The sequence below is a fragment of the Pedobacter frigoris genome, assembly GCF_032678645.1.
Classification (GTDB): Bacteria; Bacteroidota; Bacteroidia; order Sphingobacteriales; family Sphingobacteriaceae; genus Pedobacter; species Pedobacter frigoris_A.
In genome coordinates this window covers 1-699 of sequence record NZ_JAVTSP010000020.1, presented here as the reverse complement: position 1 = coordinate 699, position 699 = coordinate 1, and the positions used below count along the sequence as shown (strand labels likewise).

Here is a 699-nt window from a genome sequence, read left to right as displayed (position 1 = left end):
TTAGAAAACATGGGAAAATTAACAGGTGGTATCGACAATGATTTAATTGGTCGTTTAGGGAATCACGTAGGAAGAAGAGTAAAAGGGGAGAACATCATCTCCATGCGTCCGGCGAAATCTAACAAGCCGCCGACTGCGGCTCAATTGGCTCAACGATTGAAGTTTGGGCTGTTTACACACTGGCTGAGGTCAGCCCTGCCAATTCTGGAAATCGGTTATCAGCATTATGAATCGGAGATGTCGGCCTACAATATGGCGGTATCTGAGAACATGAAGTATGCGGTAACGGGTGTGTCGCCCAACTTCATGATCAATTATCCTAAGGCTCGCTTTAGTAAAGGTGTGCTGAGGAAAGTTTCAGATGCGGAAATAGCCACAGCAGCTGGGGCAGCAATAGAGTTTACCTGGGGCAGTGTAATTGGTCAGAGTTATTCTAAGGCTGATGACCTGGTTGGTGTGATTGCTTATGATCCGCTTAAAGATGAGTTTGTAGCGTTAATGAATGCTGCAGTTCGTTCGGCGGAGGAGTAAGAGTTGCAGCTTCCGCTGGACTGGACCGGGGATGTGGTGCATGCGTGGGTGCTGGTTGTCAGTGCTGATGGGAAGCTGGTCAGTGACACTACTTATGTAGGACAGCTGACAGTCGTTTAGTTCTGAAAAAAGTAGGTGATCTCTTCCGGGCTGGCGCCAGCTAAGCTC

General features: G+C 48.2%; 1 protein-coding gene. It reads left to right on the top strand.

The window, feature by feature from the left end; all coding sequences use genetic code 11:
• Nucleotides 1–531 (top strand): DUF6266 family protein (locus R2Q78_RS21855; protein WP_316794743.1); only part of this gene is annotated, 531 nt, incomplete at its 5' end.
• Nucleotides 532–699: the final 168 nt, after the last annotated feature.